The organism is Pontitalea aquivivens, from assembly GCF_046507575.1.
Classification (GTDB): domain Bacteria; phylum Pseudomonadota; class Alphaproteobacteria; order Rhodobacterales; family Rhodobacteraceae; genus Pontitalea; species Pontitalea aquivivens.
Map to the genome: position 1 here is coordinate 287,503 of NZ_JBKFEY010000002.1, position 21,489 is coordinate 308,991.

General features: G+C 67.8%; 22 protein-coding genes. 9 read left to right on the forward strand and 13 right to left on the reverse strand.

Annotation, left to right across the window (positions count from 1 at the left end):
- Nucleotides 1-20: 20 nt before the first annotated feature.
- From ilvD to ACK8OU_RS04940, 4 genes are all read left to right on the forward strand, one after another.
- The gene (gene ilvD / locus ACK8OU_RS04925) at nucleotides 21-1,754 is read left to right on the forward strand and encodes a dihydroxy-acid dehydratase (RefSeq protein WP_410302270.1); all 1,734 of its coding nucleotides are present in this window, start codon (nucleotides 21-23) and stop codon (nucleotides 1,752-1,754) included.
- A complete protein-coding gene (locus ACK8OU_RS04930) occupies nucleotides 1,735-2,373 on the forward strand; it encodes a hypothetical protein (protein WP_410302271.1) in 639 nt (212 codons plus the stop codon). Before ilvD ends, ACK8OU_RS04930 begins: the two co-directional genes overlap by 20 nt.
- 92 nt (nucleotides 2,374-2,465) lie before the next feature.
- On the forward strand, nucleotides 2,466-3,239 hold the full coding sequence (locus ACK8OU_RS04935; RefSeq protein WP_410302272.1) for a DUF6478 family protein: 774 nt from the start codon (nucleotides 2,466-2,468) through the stop codon (nucleotides 3,237-3,239).
- 9 nt (nucleotides 3,240-3,248) lie between these two features.
- Nucleotides 3,249-3,605, forward strand: coding sequence for a hypothetical protein (locus tag ACK8OU_RS04940; protein ID WP_410302273.1), 357 nt, complete (start codon nucleotides 3,249-3,251; stop codon nucleotides 3,603-3,605).
- A gap of 10 nt (nucleotides 3,606-3,615) precedes the next feature.
- On the opposite strand, the gene ACK8OU_RS04945 is transcribed toward ACK8OU_RS04940, so the two are convergent.
- Nucleotides 3,616-5,634 (reverse strand): oxidoreductase, encoded by a 2,019-nt coding sequence (locus tag ACK8OU_RS04945; protein WP_410302274.1) that lies wholly within the window; start codon nucleotides 5,632-5,634, stop codon nucleotides 3,616-3,618.
- 264 nt (nucleotides 5,635-5,898) lie between these two features.
- On the opposite strand from ACK8OU_RS04945, the gene ACK8OU_RS04950 reads away from it, so the two are divergent.
- A complete protein-coding gene (locus ACK8OU_RS04950; protein WP_410302275.1) occupies nucleotides 5,899-6,804 on the forward strand; it encodes a LysR family transcriptional regulator in 906 nt (301 codons plus the stop codon).
- A gap of 4 nt (nucleotides 6,805-6,808) precedes the next feature.
- Here the strand turns inward: ACK8OU_RS04950 and ACK8OU_RS04955 are convergent, their stop codons facing one another.
- The 3 genes from ACK8OU_RS04955 to ACK8OU_RS04965 are packed head-to-tail and all read right to left on the reverse strand — an operon-like array spanning nucleotide 6,809 to nucleotide 9,208.
- Nucleotides 6,809-7,753, reverse strand: a complete 945-nt coding sequence (locus ACK8OU_RS04955) for an OmpA family protein (RefSeq protein ID WP_410302276.1) — start codon at nucleotides 7,751-7,753, stop codon at nucleotides 6,809-6,811.
- Nucleotides 7,750-8,478 (reverse strand): GNAT family N-acetyltransferase, encoded by a 729-nt coding sequence (locus ACK8OU_RS04960; protein ID WP_410302277.1) that lies wholly within the window; start codon nucleotides 8,476-8,478, stop codon nucleotides 7,750-7,752. The genes ACK8OU_RS04955 and ACK8OU_RS04960 overlap by 4 nt, the downstream gene beginning before the upstream one ends.
- Before the next feature lies 1 nt (nucleotide 8,479).
- Nucleotides 8,480-9,208: a competence/damage-inducible protein A gene (locus tag ACK8OU_RS04965; RefSeq protein ID WP_410302278.1), complete on the reverse strand. Its 729-nt coding sequence runs from the start codon at nucleotides 9,206-9,208 to the stop codon at nucleotides 8,480-8,482.
- 115 nt (nucleotides 9,209-9,323) lie between these two features.
- Between ACK8OU_RS04965 and map the strand changes: the two genes are divergently transcribed.
- Nucleotides 9,324-10,133, forward strand: a complete 810-nt coding sequence (gene map / locus ACK8OU_RS04970) for a type I methionyl aminopeptidase (protein ID WP_410302279.1) — start codon at nucleotides 9,324-9,326, stop codon at nucleotides 10,131-10,133.
- Nucleotides 10,134-10,198: 65 nt separating this feature from the next.
- Here map and rsmD read toward each other — a convergent pair whose 3' ends face one another.
- Both rsmD and ACK8OU_RS04980 read right to left on the reverse strand, forming a co-directional pair.
- Nucleotides 10,199-10,762, reverse strand: coding sequence for a 16S rRNA (guanine(966)-N(2))-methyltransferase RsmD (gene rsmD, locus ACK8OU_RS04975; protein ID WP_410302280.1), 564 nt, complete (start codon nucleotides 10,760-10,762; stop codon nucleotides 10,199-10,201).
- The gene (locus ACK8OU_RS04980; protein ID WP_410302281.1) at nucleotides 10,759-11,961 is read right to left on the reverse strand and encodes an NAD(P)/FAD-dependent oxidoreductase; all 1,203 of its coding nucleotides are present in this window, start codon (nucleotides 11,959-11,961) and stop codon (nucleotides 10,759-10,761) included. The genes rsmD and ACK8OU_RS04980 overlap by 4 nt, the downstream gene beginning before the upstream one ends.
- Before the next feature lie 80 nt (nucleotides 11,962-12,041).
- Here ACK8OU_RS04980 and ACK8OU_RS04985 point away from each other — a divergent pair, with 80 nt between their 5' ends.
- Nucleotides 12,042-12,530, forward strand: a complete 489-nt coding sequence (locus ACK8OU_RS04985) for a peroxiredoxin (RefSeq protein ID WP_410302282.1) — start codon at nucleotides 12,042-12,044, stop codon at nucleotides 12,528-12,530.
- A 46-nt stretch (nucleotides 12,531-12,576) separates the two neighbouring features.
- Here the strand turns inward: ACK8OU_RS04985 and ACK8OU_RS04990 are convergent, their stop codons facing one another.
- The 5 genes from ACK8OU_RS04990 to smc all read right to left on the reverse strand — a co-directional run bounded on the left by ACK8OU_RS04990 (nucleotide 12,577) and on the right by smc (nucleotide 19,027).
- A complete protein-coding gene (locus ACK8OU_RS04990; RefSeq protein ID WP_410302283.1) occupies nucleotides 12,577-12,939 on the reverse strand; it encodes a 4a-hydroxytetrahydrobiopterin dehydratase in 363 nt (120 codons plus the stop codon).
- A 65-nt stretch (nucleotides 12,940-13,004) separates the two neighbouring features.
- A complete protein-coding gene (locus ACK8OU_RS04995) occupies nucleotides 13,005-14,174 on the reverse strand; it encodes a GNAT family N-acetyltransferase (protein ID WP_410302284.1) in 1,170 nt (389 codons plus the stop codon).
- 45 nt (nucleotides 14,175-14,219) lie between these two features.
- A complete protein-coding gene (locus tag ACK8OU_RS05000) occupies nucleotides 14,220-14,987 on the reverse strand; it encodes a glycerophosphodiester phosphodiesterase family protein (RefSeq protein ID WP_410302285.1) in 768 nt (255 codons plus the stop codon).
- Nucleotides 14,984-15,442, reverse strand: a complete 459-nt coding sequence (locus tag ACK8OU_RS05005; RefSeq protein WP_410302286.1) for a RidA family protein — start codon at nucleotides 15,440-15,442, stop codon at nucleotides 14,984-14,986. Before ACK8OU_RS05005 ends, ACK8OU_RS05000 begins: the two co-directional genes overlap by 4 nt.
- A 126-nt stretch (nucleotides 15,443-15,568) precedes the next feature.
- Nucleotides 15,569-19,027: a chromosome segregation protein SMC gene (gene smc / locus ACK8OU_RS05010; protein WP_410302287.1), complete on the reverse strand. Its 3,459-nt coding sequence runs from the start codon at nucleotides 19,025-19,027 to the stop codon at nucleotides 15,569-15,571.
- Nucleotides 19,028-19,302: 275 nt separating this feature from the next.
- Between smc and ACK8OU_RS05015 the strand changes: the two genes are divergently transcribed.
- Both ACK8OU_RS05015 and ACK8OU_RS05020 read left to right on the forward strand, forming a co-directional pair.
- A complete protein-coding gene (locus tag ACK8OU_RS05015) occupies nucleotides 19,303-19,659 on the forward strand; it encodes a CidA/LrgA family protein (protein WP_410302288.1) in 357 nt (118 codons plus the stop codon).
- Entirely contained in the window at nucleotides 19,652-20,368 is a 717-nt protein-coding gene (locus tag ACK8OU_RS05020) for an LrgB family protein (RefSeq protein WP_410302289.1), read from the forward strand. Before ACK8OU_RS05015 ends, ACK8OU_RS05020 begins: the two co-directional genes overlap by 8 nt.
- Here ACK8OU_RS05020 and ACK8OU_RS05025 read toward each other — a convergent pair.
- Nucleotides 20,365-21,009 carry a trimeric intracellular cation channel family protein gene (locus ACK8OU_RS05025; protein WP_410302290.1) on the reverse strand — a complete coding sequence of 215 codons (645 nt, stop codon included), beginning with the start codon at nucleotides 21,007-21,009 and terminating at the stop codon, nucleotides 20,365-20,367. The two genes, ACK8OU_RS05020 and ACK8OU_RS05025, sit on opposite strands and share 4 nt — an antisense overlap.
- Complete coding sequence (rnhA, locus tag ACK8OU_RS05030) at nucleotides 21,006-21,467, reverse strand: ribonuclease HI (RefSeq protein WP_410302291.1); 462 nt, start codon at nucleotides 21,465-21,467, stop codon at nucleotides 21,006-21,008. The genes ACK8OU_RS05025 and rnhA overlap by 4 nt, the downstream gene beginning before the upstream one ends.
- Nucleotides 21,468-21,489: the final 22 nt, after the last annotated feature.

The window sequence follows — 21,489 nt, forward strand, 5'->3', positions numbered from 1 at the left end:
CAATTCCGGGAGGATGCCCCATGCACAACAGCCGTTTCAACAAGTCGAAACTTCCCAGCCGCCATGTGACCGAAGGGCCCGAACGCGCCCCGCACCGGTCCTATTTCTACGCGATGGGCATCACCGAGGAAGAAATCCACCAGCCCTGGGTCGGCGTCGCCACCTGCTGGAATGAGGCAGCACCCTGCAACATCGCGCTGAACCGTCAGGCGCAGGCGGTCAAGATGGGCGTCAAGAAGGGCGGCGGCACCCCGCGCGAATTCACCACCATCACCGTGACTGACGGCATCGCCATGGGGCATGAGGGGATGCGTTCGTCGCTGGCGTCGCGCGATGCCATTGCCGATACGGTTGAACTGACGATGCGCGGCCATTGCTATGATGCGCTGGTCGGCCTTGCGGGCTGCGACAAGTCGCTGCCGGGGATGATGATGGCGATGGTGCGGTTGAACGTGCCCTCGGTCTTCATTTATGGCGGGTCGATCCTGCCGGGCAAGCTGAACGGCAAGGATGTCGTGGTGCAGGACGTGTTCGAGGCCGTGGGCCAGCATGCCGCAGGCAACATGTCCGATTCGGAACTGGCGATTCTGGAACGCGTTGCCTGCCCCTCGGCCGGGGCCTGTGGCGGGCAGTACACCGCCAACACCATGGCCTGCGTGTCCGAGGCGATCGGGCTGGCGCTGATGAATTCCTCGGGTGCGCCCGCGCCTTATGAAAGCCGTGACCAGTATGGCGATGCCTCGGGCGTGGCGGTGATGAACCTGATCGAAAAGAACATCCGCGCGCGCGACATCGTTACCCGCAAGGCGCTGGAAAACGCGGCCCGCGTCGTGGCCTGCACCGGCGGGTCGACCAACGCGGGCCTGCACCTGCCCGCGATCGCGAATGAGGCCGGGATCGACTTTGACCTGTTCGACGTCTGCGACATCTTCCGCGACACGCCCTATTTCGTGAACCTGCGTCCGGGCGGCGATTACGTCGCCAAGGACCTGTTCGAGGCGGGCGGCGTGCCGGTCGTGATGAAGGAACTGCGCAAGGCGGGTCTGATCCACGAGGATTGCATCACCGCCAGCGGCAAGACCATGGGCGAGGAACTGGACCTGATCACCCGCGAGGCCGATGGCCGCGTGATCTATCCGGTGGAAACCCCGATCTCGGCCACCGGCGGTGTCGTGGGCCTGAAAGGCAACCTGGCCCCCGATGGCGCGATCGTGAAGGTCGCGGGCATGGCCCCCGAACAGCAGGTCTTCACCGGCCCCGCCCGCGTCTTTGAATGCGAGGAAGAGGCCTTTGCCGCCGTGCAGGCGCGCACCTACAAGGAAGGCGACGTGATCGTGATCCGCAACGAAGGCCCCGCTGGCGGTCCCGGCATGCGGGAAATGCTGTCCACCACTGCGGCGCTGTCGGGTCAGGGCATGGGCAAGAAGGTTGCGCTGATCACCGACGGGCGTTTCTCGGGCGCGACGCGCGGCTTCTGCGTGGGCCACGTCGGCCCGGAATCGGCGCATGGCGGGCCGATCGCGTTGTTGAAGGATGGCGACATGATCACCATCGACGCGATCAAGGGTGAAATCTCGGTTGCGCTGAGCGATGCGGAACTGGCGGCGCGCAAGGCCGACTGGAAGGGATCGCGCGCCACCGATTACGGCTCGGGCGCGCTGTGGAAATATGCCCGTCTTGTCGGGCCGACGCGCTTCGGGGCGGTGACCCATCCGGGCGCCAAGGCCGAAACCCATGTCTATATGGATCAGTAACCTGCGGCACGGGGCCGGGCGTCTTGCCCCGGCCCTGGCCCTTGCGGTGCTGGCGGGGTGCATGGCCCCCACGGCAGGGCCCGCGCCGCGCAGCGTGGCTGTGGCCGATGGTGCGCTGCTGCTGGCCGCCCCGCGCGGCTTTTGCGTCGACAACCGTTCGCTGCGCAATCAGGGCGCGGCCTCGTTCGTGTTGTTTGGCAATTGCGCGGCGCTGTCGGGTGACCCGGCCGATGCGCGCCCCGACTATCCCGCGGTGTTAAGTGCGGCGGTCAGCACGGACGCGGGCGGGGCCGGTCTGGAAAGCCGGTTTGACCAGATGCGGCAGTTCTTTCGTTCGCCTGCCGGGCGCGCCGCGCTGAGCCGGGCGGGCCGGGCCGAGACCGTCGAGGTCCTGGATATCCGCACCCAGGGCAGCCTTTTGCTGATCCGCCTGTCGGATAGCGCCCCGATGGGCGGGGCGCCGGTCAGTGAAACCTATTGGCGCGCCATCACCGGCATTGGCGGGCGCATCCTGTCGCTTTCGGTGCTGCCGCTGAAGGACCGGCCGATCAGCGATGCGGCACAACGCGCCCTGCTGGAACAGTTCGCCGCGACGATCCGGGCGAATAACGCCGGCTGAATGTAAAAAATGCGCGGATTGGCCCGTGCGAAACGAAATGATTACGGATAAGTGGTTCACTCTGGCAAAGAATGCGGGTGTTTTGCGTAAAGATGACCAGGAAACCGGCCTCGCTCCTTGACCGTCTGGCACAGCGCCATGCCTTGGCGCGCTGGTCGCGCGCTGCGCGCATCGCAGAGGCGTTGGATTTTTCCGACCTGCGGATGCTGCGCGCCGAGGCCCGCGCCCTGCGGCGCGAACTGAACCGCCTGCTGCATGTGGCAGAGGGGCGGCTGGCGCAGCCATTGCCGGGCCATGACGGGATCGTGCGTCCGCTGGGCACCGATTGGGCCTGGCGTGGGGACCTGTGGTCCGGCCCGGTGCACCCCGCGGGTCTGGCCCCGGCCGTCAACCGCGCAACGCTGGGCGGTCAGGTGACGCTGTTTCATGATTGCCCGGCCGCGGAACTGGTCTTGCGCCAGATCCGCAGGGCCCATCCCGATCATGTTGCGGCCTTCTGCCTGGGGCTGGATGTGTTTCGCTTTGACGGGTCGTTTCTGTCGCTGGCGATTGATCTGCCCGATGCGGCGGTCCGGGGGCTTCGGCGTGACCATCTGATCCGGCTTGACCTGCCGGTTGAAATGGAACGGCCGCTGGAAATCTATTGCCGGCTGAATGTGAAACACGGGCCGAATACGGAACATCTTGTGCGCACCCTGCCACACCGGCAGGGGGAAACCGCGGTGGAATTCGACCTGGCCTATACGAAACTGAATGAAAAACGCGTCGAGCGGGCCTGGATCGACCTTGTCTTTGACGGGCCGCAGATGAACCGGATCGTGATCCACGATCTGACCGTTTCGCGTCGGCCGCGCGCTGGCATATAGGGGGCAGGCATGAAGCTGGAACTGTCGCGCATCCGCGCGGGCCATTGGGAAGGGATCATCGCCGCCGGTGCCCCCCCCGTGCCCGAGGTGGTGCATCTTGACCGCGTTCTGCCAGGCCTGACGGTCGATGCGCAAGAAGATGGTCGTTGGCGCCTGACCCTGCCGATCCCGGCAGATCTGTTGCACGACGGCGTGCAGACCTTCGTGGTCCGCGATGCCGGGTCGGGCGCCCGGATCGGCCATTTCACCATCATCGCCGGCACCGCGCTGGAGGATGACATCCGCGCGGAACTGGATTTGCTGCGCGCGGAACTTGACATGCTCAAGCGCGCGTTCCGCCGCCATTGCGCCGAAACGGGCGCCTGATCGCGCCCGGTTACAGCGCCGCGGCCAGACGCGTGCCCTGGTCGATGGCGCGCTTCGCATCCAGCTCGGCGGCCACATCGGCCCCGCCGATCACATGCGGCTGGCGGCCCGCGGCAATCAGCCGGTCGGCCAGCCTGCGGTCGGATTGCTGGCCTGCGCACAGAACGACCGTATCCGCGGCAATCACGGTCGGATTTTCCCGCGCCGCGCCAAAGGTGATGTGCAGCCCCTCGGCGGTGATGCGTTCGTAATTCACACCACCGATCATCCTGACCCCCTTCGCCGCCAGCGTCGCGCGGTGGATCCAGCCGGTGGTCTTGCCCAGCCTGCGCCCGGGCTTTTCCGCCTTGCGCTGCAACAGCGCCACGGCCCGTGCGGGCGGCTCGGGCCGTGCGGGGGCCAGCCCCCCGGGGCTGCTGGCCGGATCGCCCACGCCCCATTCGCGCATCCAGTCCGCAGGGTGCAGCGTGGGGCTTGTGCCGCCTTGCGTCAGGAATTCGGCCACGTCAAAGCCGATGCCCCCCGCACCGACAATGGCCACACGCGGACCGGCCGTGACGGTGCCGTTCAGGATGTCGACGTATGACACCGCCTGACCGCCCTCAACGGGGATCGCGGGGTCGCGCGGGGTGACACCGGTGGCGATGATGACCTCATCGAACCCGGCAAGCGCCGCGACCGTCGCTTCGGTGTTCAGCCGCAGGCTGACCCCGCTTTCCCCGATCATGGTGGCGAACCAGTCGGTCAGTTCCCGGAACTCCTCTTTCCCCGGGATTTCGCGTGCCAAGGTCAACTGCCCGCCGATCTGGGCCGCGCGGTCGAACAGGGTGACCCGATGTCCGCGCTGTGCGGCGGTGATCGCGGCGGCAAGCCCGGCGGGCCCGGCCCCGACGATGCCGATCGATTTGGGCACAGCCGCCGGCGCAATCCGCAACTCGGTCTCATGGGCCGCACGGGGGTTCACCAGACAGGTTGAAATCCTGCCCGAAAAGGTGTGGTCCAGGCAGGCCTGATTGCAGGCGATGCAGGGGGCAATCTCTGCCGCGCGCCCCGCGGCGGCCTTGGCCACGAAATCGGCATCGGCCAGGAAGGGCCGCGCCATCGATACCATGTCCGCCTGTCCCTGGGCCAGAACCGCCTCGGCCACCTCGGGCGTGTTGATCCGGTTCGAGGCAATCACCGGTATCGACACCTCGGGCCGCAGCCGCCCGGTCAGCCAGGTGAAGGCCGCGCGCGGCACCGAGGTGGCAATTGTGGGAACCCGCGCCTCATGCCAGCCGATCCCGGTGTTCAGCATGCTGGCCCCCGCCGCCTGGATCGCTTGGGCCAGTTGCACCACCTCATCCCAGGTCGACCCATCGGGAACAAGATCGATCAGCGAAATGCGATAGATCACGATGAAATCAGGCCCAACTGCGGCCCGGATCCGGCGCACCACCTCGACGGGCAGGCGCATCCGGTTTTCATAGGCGCCCCCCCAGCGGTCGGTGCGGCGGTTGACGTGACGCACCAGAAACTGATTCAGGAAATATCCCTCGGATCCCATCACCTCGACCCCGTCATAACCCGCCTCACGCGCGCGGGCGGCGGCGGTCACGATGTCGGAAACCTGCTTTTCGATTCCCGCCTCATCCAGTTCCTGCGGCATGAAGGGCGAAATCGGCGACTTCACCGCCGAGGCGGACACGCAGTCCGGCCCATAGGCATAGCGCCCCGCATGCAGGATCTGCATCGCGATCCGCCCGCCCGCATCGTGCACCCGGTCCGTCACCCGGCGGTGGTTGGCGATGTCTTCGGGCGTGAACAGCCCCGCGGCGCCGGGAAAAACGCCCCCCTCGCGGTTGGGCGCCATCCCCCCCGTCACCATCAGCGCGACGCCGCCGCGTGCGCGCGCGGCGTAGAATTCGGCCACCCGGTTCCAATCGCCGGTCTCTTCAAGGCCCGTGTGCATCGACCCCATAAGAACCCGGTTCGGCAGCACGACATGCCCAAGATCGAGCGGTGAAAGCATCTGCGGATATCGGCTCATGCGACCCTCCTCCTTGGGCTGTTCCGTGCGTCAATCTGCGCCGCGCGCCGCCCCAAGTCACGCCAAACGCGGCGTCATGTTTTCATCTTGCCCGAAATACCTCGGGGGGGGCCGCAAGGCGGGGGGCAGAGCCCCCCTTGCACGGCCGATCCGTCGGGCGAACCTTTGGGCTTTTTCCAACTTCTTGTCCGTCCGTGGCCCCATTTGCGCCCGAATTCGACCTGATACCGGATCAAGCTGCTCAATGTTGTCGAAGGTCGCACAATGGATCGCCTGACAGAAATGGAAGCCTTCGCCACCGTGGTGGATCAGGGTGGGTTCACCGATGCCGCCCGAAAGATGGGCATTTCAAAGTCGGCCGTGTCCAAGCACGTCTCTGCGCTTGAGGCGCGTCTGGGTGCACGCCTTCTCAACCGCACCACGCGCCGGGTCTCTCCCACGGAAATCGGGCTGGCCTATTACGACCGTGCGCGCCGGGTGCTTAATGACGCGGGCGAGGCCGATGCGCTGGTCACCGCGATGCAGACCGCGCCCTCGGGCCTGCTGCGGATTTCGGTGGCCACCGATTTCGGGGTCAATCTGCTGTCGCCGATCCTTGGGGATTTCCTGCAGGAATATCCTGAAATCACCGTGAACATGGTGCTGAACAACCGCTATGTCGAACTGATTTCGGAAGGGTTCGACATGGCGATCCGCGTCGGCGATCTGGAAGACAGCACGCTGCGCGCCCGCAAGCTGACCGAAACCTCGCGCCGGATGATCGGCGCGCCGTCCTATTTCCAGCGCTATGGCCGCCCGCTCAGGATCGACGACCTGAACGATCACAGGCTGCTGCACTATTCCAGCCAGTCCAATGGCAATGTCTGGAAGATTACGGCACCTTCGGGCGAACGCCGTCAGGTGCGGTCCAACGGCTGGTTGACGGTGAATGACGGTCAGTCGCTGCTGCATGCCGCGATTTCGGGGCTGGGCATCGCCTGTCTGCCTTCGTTCCTTTATGCCGATGCGATGCGCAAGGGGCTTGTGGAAGAGGCGATCCCGGGCCTGCCGATGGAAACCCTGGGGATCTTTGCCGTCTATCCGCCGGGCCGGTTCACCCAGCCGAAGGTGCGCGCTTTCATCGATTTCCTGGCGCAGACCTTTGCGGACAAGGGGCCGGACAACTGGTAGCGTGTCAGTCGGTTCCGGCGGCGGATTGCGGGGCGGTGGTCAGAACCGCCTCGACGCGCCGGTTGCGCAGGCGGCCTTCGGGCGTCTGGTTCGACGCGCGCGGGGCAAGCCAGCCCGCGCCCTCGGCCGAAACCTGCGCCTGCGCCACCCCGTAATCCGCGATCAACGCAGCGCGCACCGCTTCGGCCCGGCGCTTTGACAGGGCGATGTTTGCGGCCAGACCGCCCTCGGTATCGGTATGACCGACCAAAGCGACCTGCGCGTCCGGCTGTGCCGCAAGATAGCCGGCCAGTGCCGCAAGCGAGGCAAGCCGATCCGGCCCAAGTGTCGTTGACCCGCTGTCAAACCGCAGATCTTCCAGCACGGCACGGCCTTGCGTTTCCAGCGCGGCCGCAAAGTCGCTTTCGGGCGCCGCAGGGGCGGGCACGGTGTTCTGGGCGGTGGCGGGCTGCGGCGCGCGGATGGGCCCGTCAGTGATCTCGGTGATCTGAATGAAACCCGATTCGCCAGACCGGCTGACCAGAAGCGCCAGGTGATCGGCGTCGCGCCGGGCCGACAGAAACCGGAAATCACCCAGATCGACATGCATCGCGGGTTCGGGCAGCGTGTCGGTTTCATAGCGGAAGTCAAAGCCGCCGCAGCCGTCCGTCTCGCATTCGAACAACAGGCTGTAGCCTGCGGCAAGGATCTGTTCGCGCAAGGGTGCCAGGATCTGCAGCGTTGTCAGGCTGCTTGATGCGATGCGCCAGGCGCGGTCGCGGCGCGGGCCTTCCAGCCGGCGCCGGTCAAAGCCGGTTTCGGTCCAGGGGCCAAGGGCCAGATCATAGCTTGCCGCTTCGCTGGTGCTGGCGGCGGTTTCCACCGCGCCCGCCGGCAGGTCGGGGGCGAAGGCCAGGACAATCCCCGGAAAGGCGGCCAAGACCGATCCCAGCGCCAGGCCGCGGATCATGCCGCCGCCTCTGCGGGTGCGATGCGGTAATGATAGGCGGCGGTCCGGGTCATCCCCAGGCTGCGGTAAAGCGCGTTCGCGGCCACATTGGCGCGCGTGACCACCAACGCCAGCGTATCGGCCCCGGCGTCTTGCGCCCAGTTTGCGGCCTCGGTCATCATGTGGCGCGCAAGGCCCCGGCGGCGCAGATCCGGCAGGATCGCCAACGCGTGAACCATCGCGGTTTTCTGGTGCAATGCCACGAAGGCCGCCCCCGCGCAGCGGTCGTCGGTCCGGCCCAGGATCGCGGTTTTGGGGGTGGACACGCGCGCCATGACCGCCTGGCGTTCCGCCCCGATGCCGCACTCGGACCACAGGTCGCGTGTGATCTGCAGCGGGGGCCAGATCGTAAAGGCGGTGACCGGGTGTCCCGGGCCCGCCAGATTCGCCACCGGGATGGCATAGGCCACCACCGGGTCGACGACGCCGTAGCCCCGCGCCGCCAGCGCGGCATCAAGCGGGTCTTCACCGGGCCGGATCATGAATCGCGGTACCTGGCCCAAGGCGCGATGCGCCGCTTCGGCGGCGGCGATGTCGGCCTGATCGAACGGCCCGTCAAGGCTTGCCGCGCTGACCCGCCCGCCACCGCCACGGCCTTCGCGCACGGCAAATCCGCCGGCGTGGACGATACCGGCCGCGGGCCAGGTGGTGTCGATCGCGGCAAAGATCGGATTGGGGTGCGCCATGTCAGCGGCCATCGGGGAAAGCGGCCTGCAGCCGGGTGAACCCTTCGCCGACGCGGGCAGGGTCGGTGCCGCGCACCACAAGATTGCTGCCATAGGCGCCATCGATCACGAAGGGATAGGACCCGAAGGACAGATCGGGCATGGCGCGCGCCAGATCGCCCAGCCCTTCGGCCAGCGCCGCCTCGGGGCGCATGACGCGCAGGCTGTGGGTGACAAGCGGCGCGCCGCCCGTCAGCTGCGGCAGGACCGAGGCGACCATCGCCTGAAATATGTTGGGCACACCCGCCATGACATGGCAATTGCCAACGCTGAAGCCCGGCGCGGCCGAGACCGGGTTCTCGATCAGGGTGGCGCCTTCGGGGATGCGCGCCATGCGCAGGCGGGCCTCGTTGAAGTCCAGCTGGCGGGCGGCGTAATGCGCGGCAAGAATGGCGCGGGCATCTTCGCGCACGCCGATGGGCACGCCAAAGGCATCGGCCACGGCATCGGCGGTGATGTCGTCATGCGTTGGCCCGATCCCGCCCGAGGTGAACAGATGGTCATGCGTCGACGACAGCGTCTTGACCGCCGCGGCGATGGTCGGGTGATCATCGCCCACGACGCGGATTTCCCGCAGGTCAATCCCGGCGCGGGCAAGTTCGCCCGCCAGGTAATGGGCGTTGCCCTCACGGGTGCGGCCGGTCAGGATTTCATCCCCGATCACAAGGATGGCGGCGGTGGGGTTGGGCATGGGTCTCTCCTTCGATGCAACAGCTATAGGGCGCGGGCGGGGGCGCGAAAAGCCCGGCACTGGCCAAGGCCGCGATTTGTGACTATCTAGGAGCCGCAAACGCAGGAGAAAGCCCGTGGACGATAGCCGTGGCCGTCTGACGAAGGACGGCATCCGCATTCATGAGCCCGCCGATTTCGAAGGCATGCAGGCCGCGGGCCATCTGGCCGCGCGCATCCTGGATGAGGTGGCCCCCCTGGTGGAACCGGGTGTCAGCACCGGCGTGCTGGACGATTTCATCCGTGGCCGGGTCGAGGCGCTGGGCGCGAAATCGGCCACCATCGGCTATCGCGGCTATCAGCATGCCTCATGTATTTCGGTCAACCATGTGGTCTGCCACGGGATTCCAGGGGGAAAGCTGCTGAAGGATGGCGACATCCTGAACATTGACGTGACGGTGATCCTGAATGGCTGGTATGGCGATACCAGCCGGATGTATGTGGCGGGCACCCTGTCGCGCAAGGCCGAACGGCTGATTCAGGTGACCCATGACGCGCTGATGCTGGGGATCGAGGCGGTGAGGCCCGGCAACACCTTTGGCGATATCGGCCATGCGATCCAGACCTATGTCGAGGCACATAGGATGAGCGTGGTGCGCGATTTCTGCGGCCACGGGCTGGGCACCGTGTTTCACGCGCCGCCGAACGTGTTGCACTATGGCCGCGCGGGGGCGGGCCCGGTGCTGGAAGAAGGCATGTTCTTCACCATCGAGCCGATGGTGAACCTGGGGCGGCCCGAAACCAAGGTGCTGGCCGATGACTGGACCGCCGTGACGCGCGACAAGTCGCTGTCGGCGCAGTTCGAGCATTCGGTGGGCGTGGCCGCCGACGGTTGCGAGATTTTCACCCTGAGCCCGGCCGGGCGGTTTCATCCGACCTGGGGCTGAACGGTCAGGCCGGGGGCGCCGCCCCCGGACCCCCGGAGTATTTGGCCAAGAAGAAGCGGCAAGGCTCAGTCCGGCATCCGCAAAAGCGTGACCAGCGTATCGCCATAGGAACGCTGGTCGATCTGTTCCAGCGGCGCGGGGGGTGCGGGGGGGGTGTTTTCTTCCCATACGATCATTGCGCCCGGCGCGATCCAGCCGCCTTCGAGACACGAGGCGAGCGCGGCCTCGCCCAGCGATTTTCCGTAGGGCGGGTCAAGGAGAATCAGGTCGTAGGCGGGGCCGCGGTTGGGGCCCATGCGGGTGGCATCGCGCCGCCAGACATCGGTGACGCCCATGGCGCGCATCTTTTCGATATTCTGGCGCAACAGCGCGCGGGCGGTGGTGCCGTCATCGACGAAGGCCACGCGGGCGGCGCCGCGCGACAGCGCCTCAAGTCCCAGTGCGCCGGTGCCGGCGAACAGGTCCAGCACCCGGGCGCCGGGGATCGGGTTGCCATGGGTGCCGTTGACCAGAAGGTTGAAGATCGCTTCGCGCACCCGGTCGGAGGTGGGGCGCAGGTGGGCGCGGGCGTCGCCCTCGCCTACATCGGCCAGTTTCAGGCCGCGTTTGTCGCCGCCGATGATCCTCATGCCAGAAGCGCCCTGAGATCGGTGGCGGGATCGGTCAGCACGCCGGGTGCGGGGGATTTGCCCGATTCAATCAGGCGCTTGCCGATCATGTAGGCGCGCGCGTCGTTCAGCGCATCGACGGCGATCAGGCGGTCGTTGCGATAGTACCAGAAGGATTGGCCGTCGCCCCGGCGCGTGATGACCCGGGTGTAGCCGGTGTTCAGCCCGGCGATCTGAAGTTTGGCATCGAACTGATCCGACCAGAACCAGGGTTTGGGGTGATAGGGGGTGGTGGCGCCCAGCATGTTCGCGGCGACCGTCTCGGCCATGTCGATGGCGTTGCCCACGCTTTCCAGCCGCATCCGGCCATCCGGCCCGGGGAAAGAGGCGCAATCGCCCGCGGCCCAGATCGCGGGGTCGGCGCTGCGGCCCTGTGCATCGACCTTGATGCCGTTGTCGATGGCCAGGCCCGCGGTTTCGGCCAGCGCGGTCTGTGGCGCGACGCCGATACCGACAAGGACCAGATCGGCCGGGATGTGGCGGCCGTCGGCCAGATCGGCGCCGGTGACGTGATCGGTGCCGGTCAGGCGCGCAAGGCCGGTGCCCTCGATGATCTGAACGCCATGGGCCTGGTGCAGGGCGCGGATTGCGTCCGCGGTTTCGGCGCAGGCGACGCGGCCCAGGATACGCGGGGTGGCCTCGATCAGGGTGACGTCCAGGCCCAGTTTGCGCGCGACCGCGGCGCCTTCCAGCCCGATGTAGCCGCCGCCGATGACCACCAGCCGCGCGCCCGGTTTCAGCGCCGGGGCCATCGCATCGACATCGGCCAGCGTGCGGACCACATGCACCCCGCCAAGCCCGCCGCCGATTGCCGCGGGCAACAGGCGCGGGGTGGCGCCGGTGGTCAGGGCCAGCTGGTCATAGGCCAGGGTTTCGCCGCCGGTCAGGCGCAGGGTCCTGGCGGCGCGGTCGATCGCCTCGGCCCGGCAGGCGGTGCGGATGGTGATGTCCTGCGCGGCCCAGTAATCATCTGCGCGCAGCAACAAACGGTCCAGCGCCATGTCGCCCAGCAGATAGGCCTTGGACAGGGGCGGGCGCTGATAGGGGGGCACAGGTTCATCGCACAGGATCGTCAGCGTGCCCACATATCCCAAGGCGCGCAGCTTTACCGCCAGAGAGGCCGCCGCCTGCCCCCCGCCCACGACGACAATTCCTGCCATGACTGCATTCCCTCTGGCCGTTTCCGCGACAGACCCTATATCCTGCCGGCATCTTAGCGCAACGCAACAGGGAGACTGACATGACGATTTCCGCGGGAGACACGCTGCCGGGGGCGACACTGCTGGAACTGGGGGCCGAAGGGCCGCAGACGGTGGATCTGGCGGCCAAGCTCAAGGGCCGCAAGGTTGTGATTTTCGGCCTTCCGGGGGCCTATACCCGCACCTGTTCTTCGGCGCATCTGCCCAGCTTCATGCGCACGAAAGGCCAGCTTGAGGCAAAGGGCGTGGACGAAATCATCTGTGTTTCGGTCAACGATCCTTTCGTGATGGGCGCCTGGGGGCAGGCCACCGGGGCGACGGCGGCGGGCATCACGATGCTGGCGGATGCCGAAGGCGCCTTTGCCAATACCATCGGTTTGTCGTTCAGCGCGCCGCCGGTGGGCCTGATCAACCGCTTCAAGCGGTTCGCGATGTATGTCGAGGATGGCACCATCAAGGTGCTGCATGTCGAGGAAGCCCCCGGCGTCTGCGAGGTTTCGGGCGGTGAGGCGATGCTGGCGGCGATCTGATCGCGCGGCACCGGGCGCGCCTCTGCGGGCGCGCCGTTTCAGCCGGTCATCCCCCTGCGTGCAGCTTGCACAGGCATTCGACGGGTTCTGTCTGGTCGCGCTGGACGGTTGCGCCCGGGGCCAGCCTGTCGATGGCGCGGGCCAGGTCGATATCCAGCTGGCTTAGCCCGTCGCAGTGATGTGTCGTCAGGATGATGTCGACCACGTTGTAGACATTGGTCCATTCCGGGTGGTGGCCCATTTTCTCGGCCACCAGCGCGGCGCGCGACATGAAGCCCCAGGCTTCCGAGAAATTCCCGAACTTCAGGATCTTGCGGATCGCATCGCGGTCGGGCACGGCGCCCCATCCGGTGTTGCCCAGATCGGGCAGCAGGCGCAGGCGGTCGGCTTTGCTCAGGCGTTGGGTCATGGCAGTCGCTCCTTGGCTTGCGTGTGACGATAGCGCGCGGGCGGCCCGCGGAAAGGGCGGGGCGGTCAGTCGGCGGTGCCGGACCGGAACGGGCCATAGGCGGTAAGGATCTCGATATCCTCGGTCACGGCGGCGCGTTCGGCGCGCAGGTAATCGGCAATAGCGGCGCGCAGGCCCGGGTGTGCAATCCAGTGGGCGGAATGAATCGGGCCTGGCAGATAGCCGCGCGCCAGCTTGTGTTCACCCTGTGCCCCCGCCTCGACCCGCGACAGTCCCTGCGCGATGGCCCAGTCGATCGCCTGATGATAGCACAGTTCGAAATGCAGGAAGGGGTGATCCTCGATGCAGCCCCAATAGCGGCCGAACAGCGCGTCCCGCCCGATCAGGTTCAGTGCGCCCGCCACCGGCCTGCCGCCCCGTTCCGCCAGCACCAGAACCACATCGTCGCGCATGGCATGCAGGGCGTCGAAAAAACCGCGCGTCAGATAGGGGCGGCCCCATTTGCGGCTGCCGGTGTCCTGATAAAAGGCCCAGAAAGCATCCCAGTGGCGGGGCTGGATGTCATCCCCGGTCAGGGCGCGGATCGTGCCGCCAAAGCCTTGCGCGCGTTCACGTTCCTTGCGCAGCGCCTTGCGCTTGCGCGATGACAGCTCCGCCAGAAAATCATCATAGCTGGCATAGCCGCGGTTGACCCAGTGGAACTGTTGCGTGCGGCGCGCCAGATAGCCCGCGGTTTCGGCATCCGTCACCTCATCGGCCGTGCAGAAGGTGACATGCACCGAAGACAGCCCCGCGTCTTGCGCAATCCGTTCCATCCCATGCAACAGCGCCGCGCGGCCCTGCGCCTCATGCCCCGGACGGGTCAGCAGGCGCCGCCCGGTGACCGGGGTGAAGGGTACGGCACATTGCAGCTTGGGGTAATAACGTCCCCCCGCACGTTCATAGGCATCGGCCCAGCCATGATCGAAGATATATTCCCCCTGGCTGTGGGATTTCACATAGACCGGCGCCACGGCGATCACCTGGCCCTGCAGGCGCGCCACGATCGGGCGCGCCTGCCAGCCGGTCCCCGCCCCGACCGAGCCCGAGCTTTCCAGCGCGCTCAGGAACCGATGCGTCGTGAACGGGTCGATGGCTCGGCCTGTCGCCGCCTCGGGGCAGGCGCAGGCGTCCCAATCCTGTGGCGCGATCGCCGCCACGCCGGAATGGACCGTGATTTCGATGCTCTCGCTCATGCTGGCCCCCGTTCGCCCGCAAACATGGCGCGCCGCTGGGCGCGGTCAAGCGGGCAAGGGGGAAAGATACCCCTCAAAGGTCACGTTATCCGCGATCCGGCGTGCTTCGGCCTCGGCCTCGGGGGATCTGACCGTCCAGCACAGCACCGCCGCACCCCGCGCCTTCAACGCCGCCACCCGGGGGTGGCCCAGATCCGATACCTCATGCGAGATGAAACAGGCCCCGACCCGGTCATAATCCGGGATCTCGCGCAGCCGGTCGCGCGTGCCCGCCGCGATCAGCCCCCAATCCTCGGCGCGATAGGCCGAGGTGGTCAGCCCCACCGCCACCCCCGGCGCCGCCTGATGGAGGGCCGCCACCGCATGCGGGTTGAACGACATCACCGCAACCGGCCCGCCATAGCCGGCCAGTGTCTCTGCCACCGCCTGTTCCAGCGGGCCAACCCCGGGGCCAAGGCCGCCATCCTGATCCTTGATCTCGATCAGCAGGGGCACCCGGCCCGCCACGATCGCCAGCACCTCGGCCAGTGTCGGGATACCGTCTCCCCCCCCAAGCAACCGCAGCGTCGCCAGCTTGCGCGCGCTCAGCCCCCGAATGCGTCCGGGGACCCCGGTCAGGCGCCGCAGGTCATAGTCGTGAAACACCATTGGCACCCCGTCTTCCGACGGCTGGATGTCGATCTCGATCGCATAGCCCGCCGCCACGGCGGCGCGCACGGCGGCGCGGCTGTTTTCCGGCCGACCGGCGGCGCGGTCATGCAACGCGCGATGCGCGATCGGCAGGCGCAGGAAACCCGGGTGCAGGGTCATCATTCGACCTCGAAAATCGCCTCGACCTCAACCGCAACCCCGCGCGGCAGACTGGCGGCGGACACGGCGGATCGCGCATGCCGTCCCGCCTCGCCGAAGACCTCGACCATCAGGTCGGAACAGCCGTTCACCACCTCGGGCTGATCGGTGAAGCCGGGCGTCGAATTGACAAAGCCCACCAGCTTCACAACCCGCTTGATCCGGTCCAGATCGCCAAGCGCCGCCTTGGCCTGCGCAATCAGTGCCAGCCCGCAGGACCGTGCGGCCAGCGCGCCCGCCTCCCGGTCCAGATCCGCGCCCAGCTTGCCTGTGATCAGCCCCTCGGCCCCGGCCGAGATCTGGCCCGATACGAACAACTGATCGCCCGTACGCACAAAGGGCACATAATTGGCCGCCGGCATCGGCGCCGCCGGAAGTTCAATCCCCAGTTCCGCCAGACGTGCCTCGATCTTCGCCATGATTCCCTCCGTTGGTTGCGGGCGCAGGCTAGGGTGCCGTCCGCGCGCCCTCAAGCCCTCTTCGGCTTTGTCGAAATATCCCGGGGGTAAGCGGCCATCGGCCGCAAGGGGGCAGCGCCCCCTTTGCTAGGCCACCAGCTGTTCCGCCCGCTTGAGGTCGACCGAAACCAGCTGGCTGACCCCCTGCTCCTGCATCGTGACGCCGAACAGGCGGTCCATCCGGCTCATGGTCACGGCATGGTGGGTGATGATCAGGAACCGCGTATCGGTGCGGCGGGTCATTTCGTCCAGCAGGTCGCAAAAGCGGGTGACATTGGCATCATCCAGCGGCGCGTCAACCTCATCCAGCACGCAGATCGGTGCGGGGTTGGCCAGGAAGACGGCAAAGATCAGCGCCATCGCCGTCAGCGTCTGTTCGCCGCCCGACAAAAGGCTCAGCGTCGACAGCTTCTTGCCTGGCGGCTGGCACATGATTTCCAGCCCCGCCTCCAGCGGATCGTCGCTTTCCACCAGCACCAGGTTCGCATCGCCCCCGCCGAACAGATGCGTGAACAGCATGCGGAAGCTTTCGTTCACCTGTTCAAAGGCGGTCAGCAGGCGTTCGCGGCCCTCGCGGTTCAGGCCCGCGATGCCCGCGCGCAGCTTACGGATCGCCTCTTCCAGATCGGCCTTTTCCTTGACCAGCGTGTCATGTTCGGCCTGAACCTCTTTCGCGTCCTCCTCGGCGCGCAGGTTGACGGCGCCAAGGGCTTCGCGCTGGCGTTTCAGGCGGGCGACCTCGATCTCCAGCTCTTCGGATGCGGGCATGGCGTCGGGGTCGGCCTCCAGCGTCGCCAGAAGCGCGGTCGGGTCAAGCCCGGTCTCTTCGCGGATGCGTTCGGCGGCATAGGCCACGGTTTCGCGCGCCGCCTCAACCCGGGCTTCGGCCCGGGCGCGGGCCTCGCGGGCCTCACCGGCCAGGCGCTCGGCATCGCGTTCGGCCATCTGTGCCTCGCGCAGTGCCGCTTCGGCTGCGGCCAGCGCATCGGCGGCGCGCGCGCGCCGGTCTTCGGCGGCCTCGATCGCTTCGGTCAGTTCCTCGCGCTTGGCGGCCAGTTCGGCCGGGGCCTCGGCCGCCTCGTGCAGTTCGGCCTCAGTCTCGCTCCGGCGCTGCGCCAGTTCGGCGGACCGTTTCTCGGCGGTTTCCAGACGGTGCCGCCACCCCGAGATTTCCTTGGTGATTTCCTGCCGGCGCTTCAGCCGCGCCTCGCCCTCGCGGCGGATTTCGTCATGGGCGGACCGGCGGGTCATCATCGTCATCCGCGCCGCTTCGACCGCCATCTTGACCGCGTCGACATCGGCGCGCGCCGCTGCAAGATCGGGCAGGGCGGTCAGCGCGCTTTCCGCCTCGCGCAGCGCCATACGCGCGGTCGAGGCCTCTTCCTCATGGCGCGCCACGGCCAGACGTGCGCTTTCCAGCTTGCTGCCCGCGATCGAGCGATCCGCCTCGGCACGCGATAGCGCGCGGCCCGCTTCGGCCAGCCGCCGGTCCGCCTCGCGCCGGGCGTCGCGGGCGCGGGCGTCGGCGGCGCCGGCCCCGGCCAGCTGACGGGTCAGCATCTCATGCGCCTGCCGCGCGCCCTCGGCCCGGGCGGCGACCTCTTCCAGATCGCGTTTCAACTCGACCAGACGGTTCAGCTGCTGCAGCCGCAGCGCCGCGGCCGAGGGCGCATCTTCCGCACCCGACCGGAACCCGTCCCAGCGCCACAGATCGCCCGCAGGCGACACCAGCCGCTGGCCGGGGCGCAGCGCCGCCTGCAAACGCATGCCTTCCGCGCGGTCGGCCACCAGCCCGATCTGCCCGATGCGGCGGGCCAGCACCGCGGGCACGGTGACATGCGCCGACAGCGGCGCCACGCCTTCGGGCAGGGACTGGGGCGCATCATAATCGGGCAGAACACCCCAGCCGGATGTCGCGGTCCGATCCACCTCGGGCGCGCGCAGATCATCGGCCAGCGCCGCCCCCAGCGCCGCCTCAAAGCCCTTGTCGACCCGGACCCGGTCCAGCAATTGCTTGCCCGTCGCGGCCTCGCGTTCGACCAGACGCGCCAGCGCCGCGACCTCGGCGCGCAGGGCGCCGGCCTCGCCCTCGGCTTCGGACCGGGCGGCCCGGGCGACGGATTCGCGGCCCTGAATTTCGGCGCGGGCCTCTTCGGCGGCGGCCAGTGCCTCTTCGGCGGCCTCGGCGCTGTCCTGTGCCTCGGCCTGTGCGGCTTCGGCGGTGGCGTGATCGGCATCCGCGCGTTCAAGCGCCGCCTGCGCGGCGGTGGCGGCCTGGGCGGCGCGGGCGGCGTCGGTTTCTGATTTCTCGGCCGTGGCGCGGTTGTCGGCCACCAGGCGTTGCGCCGACTGGTGGCGCGCCGCCAGCCGGGCGACATCTTCGGTCATCTCGGACAGCTGTGCTTCGCGGTCCTGCAGCACGCCCGCCGCCTCGGATGAGGCATCGGCGGCGGCGGTCAGGCGGGTCTCGTGCCCGTCGCTGGCCTTGGCGATCTGGGCCTGTTCCCATTCCAGCTGCGTGATTGTTTCGCCCGCATCGCGGTTCAGCCCCGCCTCGCGATCCATGTCGCGGTCCAGCTGGGCGATGCGCGCGGTCAGGGTTTCGATCATGGCGCGGGCGCGGTTTTCCTGATCGGTCAGGGCATCGCGCTGCACGGTCAGGCGCTGCAGGATGGCACCCGCGATTGCCTCTTCCTCGCGCAGGGGGGGCAGGGCGTCTTCGCGCGCGGCGCGGTCCCTGGCGGCGGCGCGGGCGGCCTGTTCGGCCTGACCCGCCGCACGCATCCGGTCGGCCAGGCCAGATTCCGCCTCGGCCCGGGCCAGATCGGCCTCGCGCCAGCGGCGATACAGCAGGCTGCCTTCGGCCCGGCGCAGATCGGCGCCGATCTCGCGGTAGCGGGCGGCCTGCCGGGCCTGGCGCGCCAGCGTGGCCAGCTGCGCGGCCAGCTGTTCGACCACATCATCGACGCGCAACAGGTTCTGTTCGGCGCCGTTCAGCTTCAGTTCCGCCTCATGCCGGCGCTGATACAGCCCCGAGATCCCGGCGGCTTCCTCAAGGATGCGGCGGCGGGCCTTGGGCTTGGCGTTGATCAGTTCGGCGATCTGGCCCTGGCGGACCAGCGCGGGCGAATGCGCCCCGGTCGAGGCATCGGCGAACAGCATCTGCACGTCGCGGGCGCGCACATCCCTGGTGTTGACCTTGTAGGCCGACCCCGCATCGCGCGTGATCCGGCGCACGATTTCCAGCACGTCGGAATCGTTGAAGCCCGAGGGCGCCAGCCGTTCGGTATTGTCGATCGACAGCGAGACTTCGGCAAAGTTGCGCGCGGTGCGGGTGGCGGCGCCGGCGAAGATCACATCTTCCATCCCCTCGCCGCGCATCGCGGTGGGGCGGTTTTCGCCCATGACCCAGCGCAACGCCTCAAGCAGGTTGGACTTGCCACAGCCATTGGGGCCGACCACGCCGGTCAGCCCGTCGTGGATCACCAGATCGGTGGGGTCCACGAAGCTTTTGAAACCGTTGAGGCGAAGCCGGGTGAAGCGCAAGACGAAGCCTTTCTGATTCCCGTGGGCGGGGGACAAGTGTCGCCGCATCGGGGCCCGAGTCAATCAGGTTCCCCATGATGTGGCGGCATCTTGCGCCTTATCCACAAGATATGCGTGGGTTGAGGCGATCGGGGGGCTGTCTGCCCCCCGGCCCGGCCCTGGCGGGCCGCGCCCCCCCCCCCGAGGATATTTGGACAAAGCCGAAGATCAGGGATCGGTGCTGGCGCGGGGGATTTGCGCGGGCTAGGCTGAACCTGTTCATGGGGGAGGATGCGATGATCCCGGCGCTGGCCACGATCCTGATGTTTCAGCTTGCGGGTGAGGTGATCGCGCGCGCCCTGGATTTGCCCTTGCCGGGGCCGGTGCTTGGGATGATCGGTCTGGTCGCGGCCTTCCTGCTGGCGCCCAGGCTGGCCGAGGTGGTGCGGCCCACGGCGCAGGGGCTTCTGGCGCATCTGTCGTTGTTGTTCGTGCCGGCAGGCGTCGGCGTGGTGGCACATTTCGGGGTGCTTTCCGAACAGGGCCCGGCGATCGCGGTGGCGCTGGTCGGATCGACTGTTCTGGCGATTGCGGTGGGCGCGCTGGTCTTTGCCGGCGTGGCACGGATCATCGGGAGCCGGGACGATGGCTGATGCGGCGCTGATCTGGTCCTATCTGTCGCGCGAGCCGTTGTTGTGGCTGACGGCGACCCTGCTGGCCTATTGGGCGGGGGATGCGGCGTTCCGCGTCTCGGGGCGGAAACCCCATGTCAATCCGGTGCTGGTGGCGGTGATCGTGCTGGCGGCGGTGCTGTGGCTGACCGGTACGGACTATTCCGCCTATTTCGAGGGGGCGCAGTTCGTGCATTTCATGCTGGGCCCGGCGACAGTGGCGCTGGCGGTGCCGTTGCATGCCAACCTGTCCCGGGTGCGGCGGGCGGCCTTGCCGATCCTGGCGGCGCTTGTGGCGGGGTCTGTCACCGCGGTGCTGAGCGCGCTTGGCATAGCCTGGGCGCTGGGGGCGGATGCGGGGGTGCTGGCATCGCTTGCGCCGAAATCGGCGACGGCCCCGGTGGCCATCGGCATATCCGAAGGCCTGGGCGGGGCGCCGACGTTGACGGCGGTGCTGGTGTTGCTGACGGGGATCATCGGGGCGGTGGTGGTGACGCCGCTGCTGAACGTGCTTGGGGTGCGCGACTGGCGGGCGCGCGGCTTTGCGGTTGGCGTGGCGGCCCATGGCATCGGCACCGCGCGGGCCTTTCAGGTCAATGAGACTGCGGGGGCCTTTGCTGGCATAGGCATGGGGCTGAACGCGGTTCTGACCGCCCTGATCGCGCCCGTTGTGCTGCGGCTGTTCGTTTAGGTGCGGGGCGGGCGCGCCTTGTAGACCGGCAGGCGCCAGCCGAAGATCAGGCTGCCTGCGCGCAGCGCAAAAGTCACGCCGCCGCAGGCCAGCAGCGCGGGCGCCCCGGCCCAGCCCAGCGCCACCATGACCAGCGCCGCCGCCGCCCCGCAGAAGGCACAGGTCAGGTAAAGTTCCCCCTGTTTCAGCACAAGTGGCACCTCATTGCAGACGACATCGCGCATCAGCCCGCCGAAGGACCCGGTGGCAATGCCCATGATCACCACGATGACCGGCCCGTGCCCCAGTGCCAGCGTCACGCCGACGCCTGCGGGCACGGCCACCGCCAGCGCGCAGGCGTCCAGCCACAGCAACGCGCGGTAGCGGCTTTCCAGAAAATGCGCGGTAAAGAACACCACAACCGCCGCCCCGGCGGCCAGCACGACAAAGCCCGGCGCGCCGACCCAGAATACCGGATCGCGCCCCAGCATCAGATCGCGCAAGGTGCCGCCGCCCACCGCCGTCAGCGCGGCCACGAAGACGAAGCCCACCAGATCCAGCTGTTTGCGTGAGGCGACCAGCGCCCCGGTCAGTGCGAAAACCAGAACCGAGGCATAGTCCAGCGCGGTGACGACCGGCAGGTTCGCAAGCGCCCCGATCATTTCCCGCTGCCCTTGTAGGGGGCCATGCCGGTGCGGGCCAGTTCGTCGGCGCGTTCGTTTTCCGGGTGGCCGGCGTGGCCCTTGATCCATTTCCAGGTGACCCTGTGGCGGCGCTGCGCCTCATCCAGGCGCTGCCACAGGTCGACGTTTTTCACCGGCTTGCGGTCGGCGGTTTTCCAGCCGTTCTTCTTCCAGCCGTGGATCCAGGCCGTCACGCCGTTCTTCACATAGGCCGAGTCGGTGGTGACGGTGATCGCCACATCGCGGCTTAGAACCTCAAGCGCATTGATCGCGGCCAAAAGCTCCATCCGGTTGTTCGTCGTTTCGGGCTCGCCGCCGGAAAGTTCGCGTTCCTTGACGATGACGGTCCCGTCCAGGGCGCGGATCAGTACGCCCCAGCCGCCGGGGCCCGGATTGCCCGAACAGGCGCCGTCTGTCCATGCGAAGAATTCAGCCAAGGGTCACCTGTTCATCTGTCAA

Excerpts from the sequence above, each read along its gene's own strand:
- ACK8OU_RS05000 (WP_410302285.1), bottom strand. The coding sequence starts at position 14,987 with ATGATGACCCTGCACCCGGGTTTCCTGCGCCTGCCGATCGCGCATCGC.
- ACK8OU_RS04965 (WP_410302278.1), bottom strand. The coding sequence starts at position 9,208 with ATGCCCAACCCCACCGCCGCCATCCTTGTGATCGGGGATGAAATCCTG.
- ACK8OU_RS04960 (WP_410302277.1), bottom strand. The coding sequence starts at position 8,478 with ATGGCGCACCCCAATCCGATCTTTGCCGCGATCGACACCACCTGGCCC.
- ACK8OU_RS04990 (WP_410302283.1), bottom strand. The coding sequence starts at position 12,939 with ATGACCCAACGCCTGAGCAAAGCCGACCGCCTGCGCCTGCTGCCCGAT.
- ACK8OU_RS04935 (WP_410302272.1), top strand. The coding sequence starts at position 2,466 with ATGACCAGGAAACCGGCCTCGCTCCTTGACCGTCTGGCACAGCGCCAT.
- ACK8OU_RS04985 (WP_410302282.1), top strand. The coding sequence starts at position 12,042 with ATGACGATTTCCGCGGGAGACACGCTGCCGGGGGCGACACTGCTGGAA.
- ACK8OU_RS04995 (WP_410302284.1), bottom strand. The coding sequence starts at position 14,174 with ATGAGCGAGAGCATCGAAATCACGGTCCATTCCGGCGTGGCGGCGATC.
- rsmD (WP_410302280.1), bottom strand. The coding sequence starts at position 10,762 with ATGAGGATCATCGGCGGCGACAAACGCGGCCTGAAACTGGCCGATGTA.
- ACK8OU_RS05025 (WP_410302290.1), bottom strand. The coding sequence starts at position 21,009 with ATGATCGGGGCGCTTGCGAACCTGCCGGTCGTCACCGCGCTGGACTAT.
- ACK8OU_RS04940 (WP_410302273.1), top strand. The coding sequence starts at position 3,249 with ATGAAGCTGGAACTGTCGCGCATCCGCGCGGGCCATTGGGAAGGGATC.
- ACK8OU_RS04950 (WP_410302275.1), top strand. The coding sequence starts at position 5,899 with ATGGATCGCCTGACAGAAATGGAAGCCTTCGCCACCGTGGTGGATCAG.
- ACK8OU_RS05015 (WP_410302288.1), top strand. The coding sequence starts at position 19,303 with ATGATCCCGGCGCTGGCCACGATCCTGATGTTTCAGCTTGCGGGTGAG.
- ACK8OU_RS04945 (WP_410302274.1), bottom strand. The coding sequence starts at position 5,634 with ATGAGCCGATATCCGCAGATGCTTTCACCGCTCGATCTTGGGCATGTC.
- ACK8OU_RS05005 (WP_410302286.1), bottom strand. The coding sequence starts at position 15,442 with ATGGCGAAGATCGAGGCACGTCTGGCGGAACTGGGGATTGAACTTCCG.
- ilvD (WP_410302270.1), top strand. The coding sequence starts at position 21 with ATGCACAACAGCCGTTTCAACAAGTCGAAACTTCCCAGCCGCCATGTG.
- ACK8OU_RS04930 (WP_410302271.1), top strand. The coding sequence starts at position 1,735 with ATGTCTATATGGATCAGTAACCTGCGGCACGGGGCCGGGCGTCTTGCC.
- ACK8OU_RS05020 (WP_410302289.1), top strand. The coding sequence starts at position 19,652 with ATGGCTGATGCGGCGCTGATCTGGTCCTATCTGTCGCGCGAGCCGTTG.
- ACK8OU_RS04980 (WP_410302281.1), bottom strand. The coding sequence starts at position 11,961 with ATGGCAGGAATTGTCGTCGTGGGCGGGGGGCAGGCGGCGGCCTCTCTG.
- ACK8OU_RS04955 (WP_410302276.1), bottom strand. The coding sequence starts at position 7,753 with ATGATCCGCGGCCTGGCGCTGGGATCGGTCTTGGCCGCCTTTCCGGGG.